Annotated in this window: 19 protein-coding genes, 1 rRNA gene and 1 other annotated feature; of the genes, 1 reads left to right on the top strand and 19 read right to left on the bottom strand. The window is 46.6% G+C overall.

Annotated elements, in window-relative coordinates; all coding sequences use genetic code 11:
- Positions 1-4: 4 nt before the first annotated feature.
- The 6 genes from A0126_RS00215 to metG form a co-directional block, all read right to left on the bottom strand.
- The gene (locus A0126_RS00215) at positions 5-244 is read right to left on the bottom strand and encodes a Veg family protein (RefSeq protein ID WP_012368950.1); all 240 of its coding nucleotides are present in this window, start codon (positions 242-244) and stop codon (positions 5-7) included.
- 84 nt (positions 245-328) lie between these two features.
- Complete coding sequence (rsmA, locus tag A0126_RS00210; protein WP_029332205.1) at positions 329-1,207, bottom strand: 16S rRNA (adenine(1518)-N(6)/adenine(1519)-N(6))-dimethyltransferase RsmA; 879 nt, start codon at positions 1,205-1,207, stop codon at positions 329-331.
- Positions 1,204-1,761 (bottom strand): ribonuclease M5, encoded by a 558-nt coding sequence (gene rnmV, locus A0126_RS00205; RefSeq protein WP_088838386.1) that lies wholly within the window; start codon positions 1,759-1,761, stop codon positions 1,204-1,206. Before rnmV ends, rsmA begins: the two co-directional genes overlap by 4 nt.
- Positions 1,762-1,830: 69 nt before the next feature.
- Positions 1,831-3,111, bottom strand: coding sequence for a 3D domain-containing protein (locus tag A0126_RS19770; RefSeq protein WP_088835969.1), 1,281 nt, complete (start codon positions 3,109-3,111; stop codon positions 1,831-1,833).
- Positions 3,108-3,875 carry a TatD family hydrolase gene (locus A0126_RS00195; protein ID WP_088835968.1) on the bottom strand — a complete coding sequence of 256 codons (768 nt, stop codon included), beginning with the start codon at positions 3,873-3,875 and terminating at the stop codon, positions 3,108-3,110. Before A0126_RS00195 ends, A0126_RS19770 begins: the two co-directional genes overlap by 4 nt.
- A gap of 58 nt (positions 3,876-3,933) precedes the next feature.
- A complete protein-coding gene (gene metG / locus A0126_RS00190) occupies positions 3,934-5,886 on the bottom strand; it encodes a methionine--tRNA ligase (protein WP_088835967.1) in 1,953 nt (650 codons plus the stop codon).
- 341 nt (positions 5,887-6,227) lie between these two features.
- Between metG and A0126_RS00185 the strand changes: the two genes are divergently transcribed.
- Positions 6,228-6,524 (top strand): transition state genes transcriptional regulator AbrB, encoded by a 297-nt coding sequence (locus A0126_RS00185; RefSeq protein ID WP_012368944.1) that lies wholly within the window; start codon positions 6,228-6,230, stop codon positions 6,522-6,524.
- Positions 6,525-6,565: 41 nt separating this feature from the next.
- Here A0126_RS00185 and rsmI read toward each other — a convergent pair whose 3' ends face one another.
- The 13 genes from rsmI to A0126_RS00120 all read right to left on the bottom strand — a co-directional run bounded on the left by rsmI (position 6,566) and on the right by A0126_RS00120 (position 14,990).
- Positions 6,566-7,423: a 16S rRNA (cytidine(1402)-2'-O)-methyltransferase gene (gene rsmI / locus A0126_RS00180; RefSeq protein WP_088835966.1), complete on the bottom strand. Its 858-nt coding sequence runs from the start codon at positions 7,421-7,423 to the stop codon at positions 6,566-6,568.
- A complete protein-coding gene (locus A0126_RS00175; protein ID WP_088835965.1) occupies positions 7,420-7,674 on the bottom strand; it encodes a GIY-YIG nuclease family protein in 255 nt (84 codons plus the stop codon). Before A0126_RS00175 ends, rsmI begins: the two co-directional genes overlap by 4 nt.
- A complete protein-coding gene (locus A0126_RS00170) occupies positions 7,667-8,404 on the bottom strand; it encodes a tRNA1(Val) (adenine(37)-N6)-methyltransferase (RefSeq protein ID WP_088835964.1) in 738 nt (245 codons plus the stop codon). The genes A0126_RS00175 and A0126_RS00170 overlap by 8 nt, the downstream gene beginning before the upstream one ends.
- Before the next feature lie 49 nt (positions 8,405-8,453).
- Entirely contained in the window at positions 8,454-8,816 is a 363-nt protein-coding gene (yabA, locus tag A0126_RS00165; RefSeq protein ID WP_029332197.1) for a DNA replication initiation control protein YabA, read from the bottom strand.
- Positions 8,813-9,643, bottom strand: coding sequence for a PSP1 domain-containing protein (locus A0126_RS00160; protein WP_029332196.1), 831 nt, complete (start codon positions 9,641-9,643; stop codon positions 8,813-8,815). The genes yabA and A0126_RS00160 overlap by 4 nt, the downstream gene beginning before the upstream one ends.
- A 6-nt stretch (positions 9,644-9,649) precedes the next feature.
- Positions 9,650-10,642 carry a DNA polymerase III subunit delta' gene (locus A0126_RS00155; RefSeq protein WP_088835963.1) on the bottom strand — a complete coding sequence of 331 codons (993 nt, stop codon included), beginning with the start codon at positions 10,640-10,642 and terminating at the stop codon, positions 9,650-9,652.
- The gene (locus A0126_RS00150; protein ID WP_029332194.1) at positions 10,642-10,971 is read right to left on the bottom strand and encodes a cyclic-di-AMP receptor; all 330 of its coding nucleotides are present in this window, start codon (positions 10,969-10,971) and stop codon (positions 10,642-10,644) included. The genes A0126_RS00155 and A0126_RS00150 overlap by 1 nt, the downstream gene beginning before the upstream one ends.
- The gene (tmk, locus tag A0126_RS00145; RefSeq protein WP_088835962.1) at positions 10,968-11,606 is read right to left on the bottom strand and encodes a dTMP kinase; all 639 of its coding nucleotides are present in this window, start codon (positions 11,604-11,606) and stop codon (positions 10,968-10,970) included. Before tmk ends, A0126_RS00150 begins: the two co-directional genes overlap by 4 nt.
- Positions 11,603-13,024, bottom strand: coding sequence for an aminotransferase class I/II-fold pyridoxal phosphate-dependent enzyme (locus tag A0126_RS00140; RefSeq protein ID WP_088835961.1), 1,422 nt, complete (start codon positions 13,022-13,024; stop codon positions 11,603-11,605). The genes tmk and A0126_RS00140 overlap by 4 nt, the downstream gene beginning before the upstream one ends.
- 68 nt (positions 13,025-13,092) lie before the next feature.
- Positions 13,093-13,208: ribosomal RNA gene (gene rrf, locus A0126_RS00135) — 5S ribosomal RNA — on the bottom strand.
- A 60-nt stretch (positions 13,209-13,268) separates the two neighbouring features.
- Positions 13,269-13,367, bottom strand: a sequence feature (23S ribosomal RNA rRNA prediction is too short).
- Positions 13,368-13,836: 469 nt separating this feature from the next.
- Entirely contained in the window at positions 13,837-14,055 is a 219-nt protein-coding gene (locus tag A0126_RS00130; RefSeq protein ID WP_029332191.1) for a YaaL family protein, read from the bottom strand.
- Positions 14,052-14,651: a recombination mediator RecR gene (gene recR / locus A0126_RS00125; RefSeq protein WP_029332190.1), complete on the bottom strand. Its 600-nt coding sequence runs from the start codon at positions 14,649-14,651 to the stop codon at positions 14,052-14,054. The genes A0126_RS00130 and recR overlap by 4 nt, the downstream gene beginning before the upstream one ends.
- An 18-nt stretch (positions 14,652-14,669) precedes the next feature.
- The gene (locus A0126_RS00120) at positions 14,670-14,990 is read right to left on the bottom strand and encodes a YbaB/EbfC family nucleoid-associated protein (protein WP_012368932.1); all 321 of its coding nucleotides are present in this window, start codon (positions 14,988-14,990) and stop codon (positions 14,670-14,672) included.
- Positions 14,991-14,995: the final 5 nt, after the last annotated feature.

Genomic DNA, 14,995 nt, shown 5'->3' with positions numbered 1-14,995 from the left:
AAGTTTACGAATTCGCAAATTCGATTTGTACGGAGTCGGTTAACACGTCAGCGTAGCTATAAGAAACTCGCTCGACATTGTGGCGCTCTGCGTCTAGCTTGACTACAAACACCGAAGGATACGTCTCAACGAGCGTTCCGATTCGGGTTACGACCTTTTTACGACCGCCGCTTGCTTTTAGCGTCAGTCTTTCACCAACATGTGTTTCGAAAACATGTCTGATTTCGTTCAACGTCTTTGGCATACGCTTCACCTCACTAATATTTATTATAGCATATTAATTAAATATTAGAAAGGGCAAATATTATATCTTTTCTTCCCGCTACCGTCAACGTTTTTTAATCGGCAAAAGTGCGTCCGCGAGCTGTGCGAATTCCTGCAAGCTGAGCGTTTCACCACGACGTCTTGGGTCGATACCTGCTTCATGCAACGCGGCTTCGACAGCTTCTTTTTCTGCTTTTCCGAAGTGGCTCGACAAATTATTTAAAATCGTTTTCCGGCGCTGGGCAAAACTCGCACGCGCAACTTCGAAGAATAATTTTTCATCTTTCGTTTGGACGGCCGGTTCTTTTCGGATGTTCAAGCGGATGACAGCCGAATCGACGTTCGGAGCGGGAATGAAGACTTGCTTCGGCACCGTGAAACAGACTTCCGCTTCCGCATAGTATTGAATCGCAATCGATAATGAACCATACGCTTTTGTACCTGGTTTCGCACCGATCCGTTCCGCGACTTCCTTTTGAATCATCATGATGAGTGTCCGGAATGGTGCTTTCGCCTCTAATATCCGCATGATGATAGGTGTTGTGACATAGTACGGTAAGTTTGCGACGACCGCAAGATCCGTAATTCCTTCTTGTGTGAACTCCTCGTTGACAATCGTTTCGAGATCCAGTTCAAGTGCATCTCCATGGATGATTTTGACGTTCGGATAAGGTGAGAGCGAATCATCTAAAATCGGTAACAGCCGTTGGTCGATTTCAAGGGCGACGACTTTTTTCGCCTGTTTCGCGGACTGTTCCGTCAACGACCCGATTCCCGGTCCGATCTCAAGAACACCGCTCTCCTTTGTTAACGAAGCAGCGCCGACAATGTTCGCGAGTACGTTCAAATCGATTAAAAAGTTTTGTCCTAAGGACTTCTTAAATGAAAATCCGTGTCGCGCGAGGATTTCCTTCGTCCGGTGTAGTGTTGCGATGTCTTTCAATCTTGTTCCTCCTCTAACTGTCTCAGTGCAGCTTCCCATTCCTCTTTTGTGATCCGAATCGAAGCGACGCGTTTGACGAGTTGTTTCGCATTCGGTTCACCGATTGCGAGCAACTGTCCGAGCCGACGTCTGCGTGACGATGCTGATGGACCACCGATTAAGTCTGCTGCAAGTATCATATCCCGTGTCACTTCTGCGACATGGACTTCTTCTGTTTCATAAACGGCTGCGAGTGCACGTTCGATTGCCTGCGGCGAAGCATGCTCGACACCGATTTTACCGCGTTTATCTTTTGCGTCCGCACGTGGCAGATAGGCTTGTTTGCATCCCGGAACACGTTCATTGATACGTGCGCGAATCCGGTCACCCGGAAAGTCTGGATCCGTGAAGACGATGACGCCTCGGCGTTCGAGTGCTTTTTCAATTCGTTGTAACGTTTGCTCATTGACGGCAGAGCCGTTCGTTTCAATTGTATCGACATTGAATACTTCCTGTAGTCGTGTCGTATCGTCACGTCCTTCGACGACGATGACTTCTTTTAAGCGTTTTTGCATCAATTCTTCTCCACCTTCTTCAAACACTTCCGTAATTGTACCTGTTTCCACGAAAAAAACAAGGAAGCGTCAACTGCCCGCTTCCGTGCCCGACTCATTCGGAATGACCCAAAGCTTGACGGTCTTCCGCCCGAACGTCTTCGCCGTCTGTTCGTCACTGACGAGGACATCAATTTTATTGCCTTTAATGGCACCGCCCGTATCGAGCGCGACCGCCAGTCCGACCCCCTCGACATACACTTTCGTCCCGAGCGGAATTACTTTCGGGTCGACGGCGACGATCGGTAACCCTTGATAGGTGATTGTATCCGTGACATCGTACCCCGTCGCTGTCAATGCGCGCCCATCATACAATTGACTCCCGTTCGATGCCGGGTCATTCGTATAGGCCGTCGCCTCGACCATCAGCGTCTTCGCATTCTTGAAGTCTAAGTCTGCCGTGACTTCCGGTGCGACCGTCAATGGCGTCGTTGCCTCCTCTTCATTGAAGACAGGTGCCGGTGTTTCTACTCGTTCAATCGGTTTTGTTCCGACTTTAATGATTTGTTTCACCGGTTCACTCGTTACTTCATCGGTCAGTAACTTCTTCTCTTTACTGAGCCCGTCAGCGAGCGTCAATTCGTACTTTTGGGTCCGGATTCCAGGACGCCCCGTCGTCGTTACAAGTTGTTGTCCTTTCGGTAATGTCGGATCTTCTACTTGCTCGACATCGAACGGAAGCAACTGTTCTTCCGTTAAGGTCGCCCGTCGCGTCGTATTGACGGTGACGAGCGTATCTTCCGAGACAACGGTATCAAGGCTCGGCGCAACACGGTCTGTTGCTTGTAACGTCACTCCTTGTTTCGCAAGGAGCTCACGGACGGTCGTTTGGTACGTATAGACTTGACTGGCTCGTCCTCCGATGACGATGTCAACCGGAAATGCTTCACGGAATCGGACTGTCATCCCGGTCGTCAAGACGGCATGAATCGAAGGGTATACATCATCGGTATCGGCTTGGACGATGCCACGTTCCTTCAATAAATCCGATACAAGACGAGCATGTGTCCGAACCGTCTGTGCTTGCCCGTATCCGACAATCATCGTAATTTCTTTTGCACGTTGGATGACAATCAAACCATTCTTTGGTAAATCCGCACTGCGCGAAGGTTCGATGTTATCCTCCGCTCGCACTTCGATTCCATTTTCACGTAAGACACCATAGACTGATGTTTCTATCGTCTTGACGTGTTGTTCTTGTCCGTCAATCATGATAGTGACGTCACGCGGATGATCCATCGCCAAGTAGATTAGAATCGCAATTAACAATAAGGCACACCCTGTCGCGATATAAGAGAACGAACGCATCATGGTAAACGGAAGACCCGCTTCGCGTTTTCTGTTGTCGCTTGTTCGATATCGGCATACATCATGCCACGCAGTTGCGCGATTTCTTCCGCCACGAACCGGACGTACGCCGGTTCATTCCGTTTGCCGCGGTATGGTGTCGGTGTCAGGTAAGGACAATCTGTCTCGACGAGTAACCGATCAAGCGGAACTTCTTGAGCGACACGTTTCGGCATCTTCGCATTTTTAAACGTTACCGGTCCACCGAGCGAAATATAAAAGTTCATTGCTAGGCAACGGGGTAAGAGCTCGGCACTCATGCTGTAGCTATGGAGAATCCCACCGACTTCTTTCGCGTCTTCTTCTTCGAGAATACGTAACGTATCTTCCGTTGCTTCCCGGTTGTGAATGACGATTGGCTTATTCTTTTTCTTCGCGAGTTGAATCTGTTTACGAAACGCAGCTTCCTGAACATCTTTTGGTGACGTATCCCAGTGATAATCAAGACCGATCTCACCGAGGGCGACGACTTTCTCATGGTCCATGAGGCGCTCGACTTTCGCGTACGCTGCATCATCGAAATCGATTGAATCGACGGGATGCCAACCGATGACGGCATACAGATCATCATACTGTTCAACAAGTTCCATCGCCCGGTCGATTGTCTTATGATCGAATCCGACGACGATCATTGGTGAGACTCCGTTCGCGCGTGCGCGTTCAATCGTTTCTTCGACGTCTCCGTCGAACTGATCGGAATTTAAATGTGTGTGTGTATCGATTAACAATATCCTCGACTCCTTTTTCAAAAAAATGCCTGTGACGTGAAGTCCACAGGCATCCGAATTATTTTACACTGGCACCGTTCGCCATCGTTGACGGGACGGTCGCTAGTTCAAGTTTACCTGATTTTTCAGCCGCAAGCACCATACCTTGCGATAATTCACCACGGAGAGTGACCGGCTTCAAGTTCGCGACGACGATGACCTTCCGACCGACCAGGTCTTCCGGCTCGTACCATTCAGCGATGCCTGAAACGATCTGGCGTGTTTCTTTCCCCATGTCGACCGTTAACTTTAACAGTTTTTTTGCTTTTTTGATTTTTTCTGCTGTGACGACTTCGCCGACACGCAGCTCAATTTGATCAAAAACATCAATTGTCGTTTCCGGACGAACATCCTCATCTGCTTCTTCGACTTCTTCTTCCTCAACTCGGGCAGCAGACGCCTGTTGCATCATTTCGACGATTGCTTCGACTTCCTCTTTCATGTCGCGGCGCGGGAAAATCGGTTCAGCAATCCCGACTTTTGTTCCTTCTTCAATCGACGCGAACTGTTCGAGTGCTCCCCAGTTCATCGGCTGACCAGCAAGACCAAGCTGACGGAACATCTCGGTCGGCGATTGTGTCATGAACGGTTGCAACATGATCGCGACGTGACGCAGCGTTCCGACGAGGTGGACCATGACCGAGCCGAGTTCATCCGTCTTCGTTTCGTCTTTCGCGAGTACCCACGGTTGTGTCTCGTCGATATATTTATTCGCGCGACTGATTAATTGCCAGACGTGCGCTAAGGCAACCGAGAATTCCATATGCTCCATCGAAGCCTCGACCTTCTCGACTGTTTCTTTCGCAAGCGTCGACAATGTCGCATCGAACGGCGTGACATTTCCCGCATAGGTCGGGATGACCCCATCAAAGTATTTCGTGACCATCGCAATCGTCCGGTTGAGTAAGTTCCCGAGATCATTCGCGAGATCGAAGTTCATCCGCTCAACGAATGCTTCCGGTGTGAACATCCCATCTGAGCCGAAAGGAACTTCGCGTAAGAGATAATAACGAAGAGCATCAAGACCATAACGGTCAATCATCGGAATCGGGTCAACAACATTGCCTTTTGATTTCGACATCTTCCCATCTTTCATCAACAACCAGCCGTGCGCGAAAACTTGTTTCGGCAATGGGAGATCGAGTGCCATCAAGAGTGCCGGCCAAACGATCGTATGAAAACGAACGATTTCTTTTCCGACGAGATGAACGTCTGCTGGCCAGTACTTGTCGAAGTTCCCTTGATCATCCGTTCCGTAACCGAGTGACGAGATGTAGTTCGTCAAGGCATCAACCCAAACGTAGACGACGTGTTTCGGATTCGACGGGACTTTGACGCCCCAGTCAAATGTCGTCCGTGAGACGGCGAGATCTTGGAGACCTGGTCTAATGAAGTTGTTGATCATTTCATTCTTCCGTGATTCCGGTAAGATGAATGATGGGTTCGCTTCAAAGTATTCGACTAAACGATCGGCATACTTACTAATTCGGAAGAAATAACATTCCTCACGGACGAGTTCGACGGGATGGCCGCTATCTGGGCTTTTTCCATCCACTAACTGCGATTCCGTGTAATACGTCTCGTCCGGAATCGAGTACCAGCCTTCATATTCACCAAGATAGATGTCACCTTTTTCAAGTAATGTCTCAAAAACGTGTTCGACGACTTTCTTATGGCGTGGTTCTGTCGTTCGAATGTAATCGTCATACGAGATGTCGAGACGATCCCACAGAACTTTAATCTGCTCGACGACACCGTCGACGAATGCTTGTTCAGAAATACCTGCTTCAGCTGCTTTTTCCTGAATTTTTTGTCCGTGTTCATCCGTTCCTGTTAAGTAACGCACATCGAATCCTTGAAGACGTTTATAACGGGCCATCGCGTCTCCTGCGACCGTCGTGTACGCATGACCGATATGTAGCTTCGCGCTAGGATAATAAATCGGTGTCGTGATATAAAATGTTTTTGACATGTTATTCCTCCGTTCTATTGTTCATTCCATTATTATACGCTGTTCTATCGCCGCTGTCGAAACTCGTTTTTTGTCGAATCAAAACATTTTTTGACATCAGACATCAAATTACAAAAAAACACACTCAATAGTTTGAATTCCTTTAAAAAGGGAAAATCTATTAATAAATCGTTTCAATTATGGCTTTTTTGAGAAATAAATGACATTTTGATTTCAAGCTATTCGGATTGGTTGACTACTTTTGGAAAGTTTAGTATTCTACATTCTATAGAAGTGATGTCGAATTTTGACGATTTTTAAAAAAATATAGAGACTTAGACATCCAGAGGAGGAACAACAAAATGAAATCAACAGGTATTGTACGTAAAGTAGACGAGCTCGGCCGGGTAGTCATTCCAATTGAACTTCGCCGCACACTCCAAATCGCAGAGAAAGATGCACTCGAAATCTACGTCGATAACGAGCAAATCATTCTTAAAAAATACAAACCAAACATGACTTGCCAAGTTACTGGTGAAGTATCAGAAGATAACTTCAAATTGGCAGACGGAAAATTAATTCTCTCTCCAGACGGCGCACAACGTGTCCTCGTTGAGTTAAAAGATTTCCTCGATCGTCATTACGCAGGAAACGAATAAAACCAAGAAGGAAGCGCGCCGATTCGGTACGCTTCCTTTTTTCATTTCGATTCGTGATAAGACAGGTATAAGGCTTGTCGGTCAAGTCCCCGTTCCTTCGCAACACGTTTTAACGCTGCATTCGGTTTTTCACCGTCTGCGATATACCGTTCGATTTGATCGAGTGGATTTGCCTCTTGCTGGATTTCACTCGGACGTTCTTCCGTCGTTCCTTCGACGATGACGACAAATTCGCCCCGGACCTCTTCTGACGCCCAGTCTAACGCTTCCGTCACCGATCCACGAATGTATTCTTCATAACGTTTCGTCAATTCACGGGCGAGCGTGAGTTGGCGATCACCGAGTATTTCGAGGACACCTCCAAGCATTTCCTTTAGCCGATGGGGTGCTTCATAAAATATCAATGTTCCTTGCTCATAACGTAACGTCTCGAGTGCTTCACGCCGCTCTTTTTTCTTGCGTGGTAAAAAGCCGTAATACAAAAAATGTTCCGTCGGTAGACCTGACGCGACGAGGGCCGTCAATGCCGCATTCGCACCCGGTAAGACGACGACCGGAATGTCTGCTGCAATCGCGAGTCGGATTAAGTCGCTCCCCGGATCGGAAATCCCGGGCATTCCAGCGTCGGAGACGAGGGCGACCTGTTTCCCCGACAATAAGTCTTCGAGCAGCCGTTCACCGCTAACTTGCTTATTGTGTTCGTGATAACTGACGAGTTTCGTGTCGATTTCAAAGTGATTGCACAATTTCATCGTCTGGCGTGTGTCTTCTGCCGCGATGATATCGGCCTCTTGTAAGATGCGGACGGCTCGATACGTCATATCCTCTAAGTTCCCGATTGGCGTCGGTACGATATATAAGCCGTTCGTTTGATCCTTAAAACTGCTGGTCGCCTTCATGACGTCCCTCCTTGAATAAGCTGTTCTTTTTTCGCACGCGTCAATTGTTTGATCGCATACTCGCGTTTCAGCGCTTCCGATTTCGTTTCAAACGTCTCTGTGTACGCAAGGACGACCGGTAGCCGCGCCCGTGTGTACTTGGCACCCTGCCCCGTGTTGTGCGTCGCAACACGCTTCTCGACATCGACGGCATATCCCGTATACAGACTCCCATCGCGGCAACGCACGATATACACCGCATGCTTAGACATTCAGATGTTCCCGCATTTGTAAGGTATACGTGTCATCTTGCTCGTAGACGATGAACGGGGGTAACACCTTCAAGCCCGGTTTTGCATCCTTGATGCCTTCAATCAACAGCATATTCGCTTCTTTCCCTGCCTTCGGATAAATCAATTGCATCCGCTTCGGCTCAATCCGGTACTGACGCATCAGCGTCACGATGTCGAGTAGACGTTCCGGACGATGGACGAATGCCGTTTTCCCGCCTTGTTTAAGTAAGTCGGCGGCTGAACGAATGCAATCTTCAAGTGTACATAACACTTCATGCCGGGCAATCGTATAGTGTTCACTCTCATTTCGGTTCGATGATTCATGTGCTAAAAAATACGGCGGATTGCAGGTCACGACATCATAGGCACCGTATCCGAGTTGTTTCCCGGCCGTTTTGACATCCCCCTCAATCATTTGGAGCTGTCCCGCTTTTTCGTTCAACTCGATACTACGGCGTGCCATCTCGACGAGGCGCGGTTGAATTTCGAGTCCCGTGATCGTTCCGTTCGTCCGGTACGATAAAAAGAGCGGAATCGCACCGTTTCCGGCACACAAATCGATCAACTTACCTTGGCGGATCGGGACCCAGACGAATTGCGCGAGTAACGCGGCATCCAGTGAATACGAAAAGACGGTCGGACTTTGAATGATGCGACCGTCTCTTCCGAGGAGATGATCGAGTCGCTCATCTGGTAATAATTCAAGCATAGGTGTCTTCCTTTCTGAAAAAAAGACTGACTCCTAGGAAGTCAGCCTCTCAATGTTTCGTTAACATGGACAAGCAGAACAGGCAATCCCCGTCTTTACGGACTTGACCGTAGTGCAAGTTACAAATGTGGAATCCTTCTTGATAGAGGCGACCGAGGTTATCGTATCCGGCACCTACTAACGCTTCGGCTTCCGCTTCTTCTGTAATCGGTTGTTGTTCGTCTCGCTCCACCTTCTCACGCAGGTGATGATTTTCGAGGTAGAGGTGTTGATTTTCCTCCATCATGTAAGCAAGCTGATCTTTTAATACGCTCAGATGCTCAGTCAGCAAATGAATCTGTTGCTCGATCGCATCGACACGCGTAATGATTTCTTTTTTATCGACTCTCTCCACGCGTATGCACCCCGTCATTCTTTTGGTCGTTTTTGTTTTACGGCACCGACGGATAACAATTCTTCCATCGAATAAGTCAGAACGCGGGAACGGTCTTTCAGTTCAATTTGAACTACTTGATCGAGGATGTTCAATCCGACGACACGACCTTCGCCTTCTGGTACAGTCAGACGTTTTCCGTAATCCGGTAGATCACGTCGCATTTCTTCATACGTATCGTTCTCGTATTTCAAACAGCACATTAAACGGCCACAGACCCCGGAAATTTTCGTTGGGTTCAGTGATAAGTTTTGATCTTTCGCCATCTTGATTGAGACCGGCTCAAATTCACCTAAGAACGATGAACAACAAAGGACACGGCCGCACGGACCGATTCCACCGAGCAATTTCGCTTCATCACGAACTCCGATTTGGCGCAACTCAATCCGTGTCCGGAAGACTGCTGCTAAATCTTTAACGAGTTCCCGGAAGTCGACGCGACCTTCCGCTGTGAAGTAAAAGATGACTTTATTACGATCAAACGTATATTCGACGTCCACGAGTTTCATATCGAGCTTATGTTCGCGAATCTTTTCGACACACACTGCATGTGCATCAAGTGCTGCTACTTTATTTTCACGGACGATCATTGCATCTTTATCATCAGCAATCCGAAGAATTGATTTTAATGGTAAGACCACATCTTCCTCGTCCATTTGTTTATCGGCGATTACCACTTCGCCATATTCAATGCCCCGTACTGTCTCCACGATGACGGCTTGTCCTCGTGATAATGACTCTTGTCCAGGTGCAAAATAATAAATTTTGCCCGCTTCTTTAAAGCGAACGCCTACTACTTCTAGCATATCGCTCTACCCTTTCTGTAAGTCAAACATGAGACGCTCAACTGTTAATTGAGGATTAACATTCGCTTCGACCCGTTTGACGGCTGCAAGTACTGCCTGCAACCAGCGGGTGATCGTCGCCTGACTCTTTCCACCCATCTGCTCAAGTAATGGTCGGCTATTCGTATACGTAATGATCTCCCATGATGGATTCAACTTCAGATGCAAGGCATCTTCGAAGAAACATGTCACGAGTTCTAGACCAATCCGGACGTCTTGCCGATTCTTAAATTGATTAATCCACTTCTCTTGAACGAACAAAGGCAAATCTGCCGGACGATTCGCTAATTCCTCCATCAATTGTAACACTGACGCTCGCGCATTTACAAACCAGTCTTCGATTAAGGCTTGCTCCGCATCATCAATTTTTGAATAGACGCGAGCTGCAAGTTGGGTTAACTCCGCATCTCGGGACGTTTTATCCGATAAAACTTGTCCAATCATCACACGATCGGCCGGTCGAAAACTTAACAGTTGTCCACGAGAACGAATCGTCGGTAATAACAGTTGCGGTTGATTCGTTAGTAGAATCGCTACTTTTCCTTCGCCCGGTTCTTCGAAGAACTTCAATAAACTATTCGCTGCTTGCGGAGTCATCCGGTGCGCTTGCGTCACGACATAGATTTGCCGATCCCCTTCTAACCCCCGAAGTGACAAGTCATGCATCAATTGCTGGATTTGTTCTTTTTTGATGGTTGCCCCATCTGGCTCAATCTGGTAGTAATCGACAAGGTTTCCGCTATCCATCCGTCGACAGCTTCGGCATTCATTACACGGCTCTACTTGATCTTTCCGCTCACAAAATAAACTCTTGGCGAACAATTGAGCCGCTTCCAAAAGAAGCGGCTCATAGTCTCCCGTAAAGATATAAGCATGATTGATTCGATTTGCTCGTAAAGAATTTTGAAGAATCGTCGAGATGACAGATTGTGTTTGTTCGAGCTCATGAAATGTCCGCATCAGAACTGATGAAACCCTTCAATCGGCAAGACAAAGACTGTCGCGCCTCCGACTTGAACTTCAACCGGATAGGGAATATACGAGTCGGCGTGTCCTCCCATTGGTGAGATCGGCGAGACCATTTGATCGCGGCTCGAACAATTTTTCTTGATCAAACGCATCAAATCGTCAACACGTTCACTTTGAACCCCAATCATGAATGTCGTGTTACCTTCTTTTAAAAAGCCGCCCGTCGTCGCAAGTTTGGTTGCCCGAAAATCATTTTCAACAAGCGCTTCTGCTAAACGTAAGCTATCTTTATCTTGAACAATCGTAATGACCATTTTCATGATAATCTCTCCCTTTTCTTCAAATAGGCTAACACATCTTCTAACAATAGCGACTGGACCGCTTCAATCGATTGATTGGCGTCAATTAATCGAATGCGTTCCGGTTCTGACGCGGCTAATGATAAAAAGCCATGATAGACACGCTCTCTGAATGCATCATCACGTTGCTCGATCCGGTCAAGCGCCCCTCGTTCAATCATTCGTCTTTTCGAGTCCATGACCGTCAAGTCAAACAAGTACGTTCGATCAGGGGTTAATCCTCCTGTTGCTTGCTGATTGACGTTACGGATCTGTTCAATTGAATACCCGAGTCCATATCCTTGATACGCAATCGAGGCATCAACGAAACGATCACATAAAACGACAGTCCCAGCTGTAAGTGACGGACGAATCAATTCATTGACGTGCTGCGCCCGTGACGCCGCATACAATAAAATTTCTGTCATTTCATCCATCTCCGTGAAATCTGGATTCAGAATCAACGAACGGATTTCATTCCCAACGCGTGTGCCGCCTGGCTCTCGTGTCATGATGACCTGATAACCCTCTTTTTTTAATGCTTCTGCCATCAATTGAAGCTGTGTCGTTTTTCCTGCGCCATCTGGTCCTTCGACTGTAATAAACGTTCCCTTCATTCAACAAACCCTTCCTCTATGACACGCAACGTACCTTCTTGCAAAGACTCTCCACCCTGAAGATGGACGGATGCGGCTATATGATGCTCAATACATACTATCTGTTCTTTTGTCACACGCTCTCCTCGCAACAAGACTGGAATACCTGGCGGATATGGAATAATCGTTTCAAGTGCAATCTGACCAATCGTTTCACGAAGCGGAAGATTCCGATATTCCCTCTCCTCTAACTGATCCAGTGGGCAAGCGAGTGATGATACTTTTATTTTACCCATAATTGATTGCTCGATATACCTTTTTGAGGGAATTCCTTTCATTTTCAACTTTTCAATCGCATCTTTTACCTGTGTTAACCACTGAGTTCGGACAGTTTCCGATAATTTGTGAAGAGGTAAAATGCAGACGACAAATGAAGCTAAAGCAAACTCTGCATCTATTTTTTCATTGGCTAATGCATCCAGTAACTGTTCTCCGGAATAGTCCTCATAGGAAAGAATCACGCGTGACCAATCATCAAAAGTAAAAGCATGCATTCCATCTAGTCCGTCGAGTTCGTCTTTGAACAGTTGATGACTGTTCCGGACCTCTTCCATTTCATCAATCGTCCACTGCTGTCGATAGTATCGAGCATAATCGAGTGAAGCCATGATGAGATACGAAGGGCTTGATGTTTGAAACGACTGGAGTGCATGGTGGAGCTTACGACGTTGTACATCCGTTAATCGCTCATGAATCCAAGCCCCCATCGTTAATGCCGGTAACGTCTTATGAGCAGATTGGACGACAGCTGTAGCACCCTGTTCAAAGGCTGAACGGATTCCAACTGCTTCTCCAAAATGTGCACCATGTGCCTCATCAACTAATAATGGTATTTTATAACGTGCTGTCACTGCTACGATTTCTTCGATAGCTGCTGTTTCTCCATAGTAACTCGGTGAAGTTAAAAATACCGCGACTCCACCCGGATAAGATGTTAACGCTTCCTTTAATGTTTCACGTGAAACATTGCCGGCGATTTGTGTTTCTTCATCATACTCAGGGCTCATGAAGATTGGAGACAATCCTAACCATTCGAGTGCATTAAAAATCGACTTATGTGAATTTCTCTGAACGTAGACGCGATCTCCTCGTTTAGTCACAGCCGCAAGCATTGCCCAGTTACCACTTGTTGAACCATTGATTAAAAAATGACTATCTTCCGAATCATAGACTTCACGCAACAATACTTTTGCTTCTAGAATCGCTTCTGTCGGATGGTGAAAATCATCTAAGCCAGCTAGTTCTGTTTTATCCCATTCCAAAAAACTAGGTAGACCTAATACGATTGATCCATTTTTATGACCAGGAACGTGCCAAGATGTTGCCTTACGTTCGACATGTCGCTTAAGTGCCTCAATGATTGGAAGCTGACTTTTCATGAAATACACCTCTTGTTTTTAAAATACAAAAGACCGACCTGCAAGATGCAGATCGGTCCTTTTCAATTGCCTGGCAACGTCCTATCCTCACAGGGGGAAGCCCCCAACTACTTTCGGCGTTCAAGTGCTTAACTTCCGTGTTCGGCATGGGAACGGGTGTGACCACTTGGCTATCGTCACCAGACGACGGGCTCGCGCCCTCAAAACTGAAGTCATCAACAAAATCATCTGCTAGAACAAGGCCTCGACCGATTAGTATCACTCAGCTCCGCATGTCACCATGCTTCCACCCGTGACCTATCTACCTCATCGTCTCTGAGGGGTCTTTCTTGATTACTCAAAGGGAAATTTCCACTTGCTTCCCTCCGAAGAGTTCCGCGAGCTTCCTGCGCTCGACTTGCATGTATTAGGCACGCCGCCAGCGTTCGTCCTGAGCCAGGATCAAACTCTCCATAAAGTGTTTGACTTGCTCGTTTGTGTGACTAAAAGTCACGTTGACGAAGCTTGCGCTTCATTCATTGTTTGTATCCGAAGATACGTTTTTTGCCTCATCGTTCAGTTTTCAAAGTTCGTCCGCGCCTGTTTTGGCGACTCAATTAGAATACCAAGTCTGGAACGATAAGTCAACAACTTTTTAAAAGAAGTTTTTTTCGTTCGTTTCAAGCGTGCGTCCTCTTTAGGACATGAATTAATATACCACGATAGTTAGGGGATGACAACTGTTTTATTAAAATAGTTTCATTTTTTTCGATTCTTCTTTTTAAGAACAGATTAAAGGCTGCAAACCACTCGGGCTCACAGCCTTCACTCGTTCACTTCATCATGATTGAAACGCGTCTTCGTTTTGCTTCGCTTATATAGAAGAAATACAACGACTCGGCTAATTTCATTTGTGCTTCAAGATCACCATAATCATCATAACTAATCTCAAGTAGATGACGTTTCATCAAGTAGTCTTCTTTTGCTTTAGACAATTCTGTAAGGAGACGCTCATCGTATTCGTTTCGGATTTTTTTTCGAAACCAACTCATAGTTCGCGTCTTCCCTCCATCGCACGGGATAATGTAACTTCGTCCGCATACTCTAAATCTCCCCCAACAGGAAGACCATGTGCAATTCGTGTCACACGAATTCCCGTCGGTTTCAGTAAACGTGACAAGTACATCGCCGTTGCCTCTCCCTCAATGTTCGGATTCGTTGCTAAGATGATTTCCGTAATGGCTTCGTCTTCTTGAAGACGTGTCAAAAGACTCGATACGTTAATGTCTTCAGGTCCAATCCCTTCCATTGGACTAATCGCCCCGTGGAGTACATGGTACAACCCTTGATAATCTCGCATCTTCTCCATCGCAATCACATCTCGCGAATCCTGAACAACACAGACAACCGTCCGATTACGATGTTTATCCGAACAAACATAACACGGATCTTTGTCCGTTATGTTTCCACACACGCTACAATAAGAAATATCGCGCTTCGCGCTGACGAGTGCCTTCCCGAACATCAACACATCATCTTCTTCCATGTCTAAGACATGAAAAGCAAGACGAACAGCCGTTTTCGGTCCGATCCCCGGTAGCTTCGTAAAACTTTCAATCAAACGACTGATTGCTTCAGGATATTGCAATTGATTTCCCCCTACAGTTTAAAACATTCCCGGCATGTTCATACCTTGCGTAAATTTACCCATTTTACTTGAAACAAGTTCATCGACTTTTTTCAATGCATCATTCGTTGCAGCGAGGACGAGATCTTGAATCATTTCGACATCGTCAGGATCCACTACTTCTTCTTTGATGATGACGTCGATGATATTTTTATGACCATCAGCTACGACAGATACCATTTCACCGCCAGCTGTACCTGTCACTGTCAAATCCTTAAGTTCTTCCTGAGCTTTCGCCATATCCTTTTGCATCTTTTGCATTTGTTTCATCATATTGTTCATGTTTCCCATACCACGCATATTTG

It is taken from the genome of Exiguobacterium sp. N4-1P (assembly GCF_002214325.1).
The sequence above is the reverse complement of the archived record's forward strand: the minus strand, read 5'-3'. Positions and strand labels throughout refer to the sequence as shown.